Source organism: Microvirga tunisiensis, from assembly GCF_009296175.1.
Classification (GTDB): Bacteria; Pseudomonadota; Alphaproteobacteria; order Rhizobiales; family Beijerinckiaceae; genus Microvirga; species Microvirga tunisiensis.
Genome location: NZ_VOSK01000479.1, coordinates 1 through 3958, shown reverse-complemented (window position 1 = coordinate 3958; position 3958 = coordinate 1). Strand labels below are relative to the sequence as shown.

Genomic DNA, 3958 nt, shown 5'->3' with positions numbered 1-3958 from the left:
TTTGGAATCTTGTGGCGGCGCTCTTCATTAACCTTGTAGGGCATGCGGCTCTCGGTTTCAGAAGACCGCCTCTATACCTTACCCCTGACTTGGCACGACACCCCGGTCCGATTTACGCACCAACGTCACCCCTTGTCCCTATGCGCCTGGCTGAAAGTGCCGCCGCGGTGGACGGAAGAAGGGCTCGTACGGATGCTGGCCCAGAAGCACATCGCCGTCACCCCATCCGATCCATTCATGGCGGGGGCGGACGGAACGGGCGGCATCCGCATCTGCCTTGGCGGCCGCCTGTCCCATACAACCCTGAGCCGCACGCTGCGAACAGTCGCTGAAACCTTCGACCAGTTGCCGCCTGTCTTCGATACCAGTTCCATTGCGTAGGGACTGGCAGTTATCTGGAACGAGCTGTCATTTGTATTGGTAGAGGCGAGAGCGATCCTTCATGTGAGAAACCGTCATGATTGTTTCATGACAATATAAAGATTGACATGAAATTTGGTGCGCCACACCATCGCCTTATCTTGGCAGGAGGTGGTGGATGCACTCGGTGCCTACGCGAAGTCTTAGCAGTAAATCAGTTCAATCCAGCATCCGACACGAGAGTATAAGCGGCACCCATGGCGCCTCGACTGTTCCAGTCTCGCCGGGCCTTCGCCCATGAGCGTGGTTGGGCTCGACAGAATCGCAATGGCTCAGGAGCGCTTGTCCGGGCGCGTTCGGCACACGCCCCTCATCGTTTCCAACAACCTTTCCGCTCGTTGCGGCTTTCCCATTTATCTCAAGCTCGAAAGCCATCAGCCGACCGGCAGCTTCAAGCTGCGCGGCGCCACCAACGCAGTTCTATCCCTGAACGACGAGGCGAAGAAGCGCGGCCTCGTCACTGCCTCGACCGGCAATCATGGCCGTGCCCTCGCCCATGCGGCGAAAGCGGAAGGCGCGCGGGCCGTGATCTGCATGTCCGCTCTCGTGCCCGCCAACAAGGTCGATGCGGTCAAGGCTTTGGGAGCCGAGGTGCGCATCGTCGGCCGCTCGCAGGACGACGCGCAGGAAGAAGTGGAGCGCCTCGTGCGCGAGGAAGGCCTGACGGCCATTCCGCCCTTCGATCATGCGGACGTCATTGCCGGGCAAGGAACGATTGGGCTTGAGATCGCCGAGGCTCGTCCGGAGACTGAACTCGTCCTCGTCCCGCTCTCCGGCGGCGGGCTGGCGGCGGGCGTCGCCGCGGCGATCAAGGGGCGGCTTCCACAGGCCCGCGTGATCGGGATCTCCATGGAGCGCGGCGCGGCCATGAATGAGAGCCTGCGCGCCGGAAAGCCCGTTCAGGTCGAAGAACTGGAAACCCTGGCCGACTCGCTCGGCGGCGGGATCGGTCTGGAGAATCGCTACACCTTCGCCATGTGCCGCGACCTTCTCGACGATGTCGTGCTGCTGTCGGAAGAGGAGATCGCTGGGGGCATCCGCCATGCCTTCAGGACGGAAGGTGAGATTGTGGAAGGCGCAGGCGCGGTCGGCATTGCAGCCCTCCTCGCCAAGAAGATCGATGTCAGAGGCCCGACTGTCGTGCTGGTCTCGGGCCGCAACATCGGCGAGGCCCGCCACCGGCAGATTGTAGACACCGACAGCGTAGCGATATCCGCAGGAGCGCGAGGCCGATGACCGAGATGCTCGTTCTCACCGAACCCGATCTTCGTCGGATCGTGCGGCTTGACGCTAGCGCGGTCACCTGCGTGGAGGACGCTTTCGCGGCCTTGGCCACCAAGCCGGTCGTCATGCCGCCCATTCTGCGCCTCGACATCGTCGAGAACCGCGGCGAGGTGGACGTGAAGACCGCCTATGTGCCCGGCCTCGACGGCTTCGCCATCAAGGTGAGCCCTGGCTTCTTCGACAACCCGAAGCTCGGCCTGCCCAGCCTCAATGGCCTCATGATTCTGTTCAGCACGAAGACCGGTCTCGTCGAGGCCCTTCTTCTGGACAACGGCTATCTCACCGACGTGCGCACCGCCGCCGCGGGCGCAGTTGCCGCGAAGCACCTGTCGCGCCCGGATTCACAAGTCGCTGCCATCTTCGGTGCCGGCATCCAGGCTCGTCTTCAACTCGAGGCCCTCACACTCGTGCGTCCGATCAAGCAGGCTCGAATCTGGGCGCGGGACTTGGCCAAGGCCGAAGCGGCCGCACAGGATCTCTCCACATCTCTCGGGATCGCAGTCGAAGCCGAGCGGCATCCGGAAGCGGCCTGCGACGGCGCCAACATCATCGTCACGACGACTCCAGCCGAACAGCCCATCCTGAAGGCGGCATGGCTGCAGCCCGGTCAGCACGTCACCGCCATGGGCTCCGATTCCGAGCACAAGAACGAGATCGATCCCGCAATCCTGACGCGTGCCTCCTACATTGCCGACAGCGTTGCGCAGACACGCCGCCTCGGAGAATTGCACCACGCCATCAAAGCAGGATTGATCAAACCGGACCGGGCGTTCCCTTCATTGGGACAGGTCATCGCCAAACAGGCTCCCGGCCGCGACGGTCCGAATGCCGTCACCCTGTGCGATCTCACCGGAACCGGCGTGCAGGACACTGCCATCGCCACCCTCGCCCATGCACGCGCACGCGACGCCGGAGCGGGCAGATCCATCAATACAAAAGAAGCAACTGGAGGCCTTTCGTGAGCGCGCCCAATCTCAATTTCAGCAGAGCAGAATATGCCGAGCGCCTCGCCAAGACCCGTGGGGCGATGGAGAAGGCTGGCATCGATCTCCTGATCGTCACCGATCCGTCCAATATGCATTGGCTGACGGGCTACGACGGCTGGTCGTTCTACGTGCATCAATGCGTGCTGGTGCCGCCGGAGGGCGAGCCGATCTGGTACGGCCGCGGCCAGGATGCCAATGGCGCGAAGCGCACCGCCTATCTCGCGCACGACAACATCATTGGCTATCCCGACCACTACGTTCAATCCACGGAACGCCACCCCATGGATTTTCTGTCCGGCATCATCGCGGAACGCGGCTGGGACAAGGGCACCATCGCGGTCGAGATGGACAATTACTATTTCTCCGCCGCCGCCTATCTGTCGCTGGTCAAGCACCTGCCGAACGCCAAGTTCCAGGATGCCCTGTCGCTCGTGAACTGGCAGCGTGCCGTCAAAAGCCCGACGGAAATCGAATACATGAAAGTGGCGGGCCGCATCGTCGAGGCGATGCACCGGCGCATCCTGGAAAAGGCCGAGCCCGGCATTCGCAAGAACGATCTCGTGGCGGAGATCTACGACGCAAGTCTGCGCGGTGTCGACGGCTATGGCGGCGACTATGCCGCCATTGTCCCGCTTCTCCCGTCGGGTGAGGAGGCGTCTGCCCCGCACCTGACCTGGGACGACAAGCCGATGCGCAGCGGCGAAGGCACGTTCTTCGAGATCGCCGGCTGCTACAAGCGCTATCATTGCCCGCTCTCGCGCACCGTGTTCCTCGGGAAGCCAACACAGGCCTTCCTCGATGCCGAGAAAGCCGTTCTGGAAGGCATGGGGGAAGGCCTTGCGGCAGCCAGGCCCGGCAATGTGTGCGAGGACATTGCCAATGCCTTCTTCACCGTCCTCAAGCGCTACGGCATCGTCAAGGACAACCGCACGGGCTATCCAATCGGCCTGAGCTATCCGCCTGACTGGGGCGAGCGCACCATGAGCCTGCGCCCCGGCGACCGGACCGAACTGCAGCCTGGCATGACCTTCCATTTCATGACCGGCCTCTGGCTCGAGAACATGGGCCTAGAGATCACGGAGAGCATCGTCATCACAGAAACCGGCGTCGAATGCCTCTCCAATGTGCCGCGTCAGCTCTTAGAGCGCGTTGACATTCATTTGGTCCAGATGAACGCGCTGACGAGGCAAAGGATTGACATAAACGCCCGTGGGGTCTGTTCGTAGCGCGTGGCGATGCGTCTGAAGTGCTTGATTTTCAGGAAGAAG

Annotated in this window: 2 protein-coding genes and 2 pseudogenes; all 4 read left to right on the top strand. The window is 62.3% G+C overall.

Annotated features, from left to right (window positions below):
• Window positions 1-126 precede the first annotated feature (126 nt).
• Window positions 127-381, top strand: a pseudogene (locus tag FS320_RS39695) (MocR-like ectoine utilization transcription factor EhuR); the annotation flags it as partial.
• A gap of 276 nt (window positions 382-657) precedes the next feature.
• Window positions 658-1656 carry a hydroxyectoine utilization dehydratase EutB gene (gene eutB / locus FS320_RS39690; protein WP_152717920.1) on the top strand — a complete coding sequence of 333 codons (999 nt, stop codon included), beginning with the start codon at window positions 658-660 and terminating at the stop codon, window positions 1654-1656.
• Window positions 1653-2666, top strand: a complete 1014-nt coding sequence (eutC, locus tag FS320_RS39685) for an ectoine utilization protein EutC (RefSeq protein WP_152717918.1) — start codon at window positions 1653-1655, stop codon at window positions 2664-2666. The genes eutB and eutC overlap by 4 nt, the downstream gene beginning before the upstream one ends.
• Window positions 2663-3829 (top strand): annotated as a pseudogene (doeA, locus tag FS320_RS39680) (ectoine hydrolase DoeA); the annotation flags it as partial. The gene eutC and the pseudogene doeA, both read left to right, overlap by 4 nt.
• Between the last annotated feature and the right edge of the window lie 129 nt (window positions 3830-3958).

What these genes read in the sequence shown, in the direction of transcription:
- eutB (WP_152717920.1), top strand. Translation starts at nt 658, where the DNA reads ATGAGCGTGGTTGGGCTCGACAGAATCGCAATGGCTCAGGAGCGCTTG.
- eutC (WP_152717918.1), top strand. Translation starts at nt 1,653, where the DNA reads ATGACCGAGATGCTCGTTCTCACCGAACCCGATCTTCGTCGGATCGTG.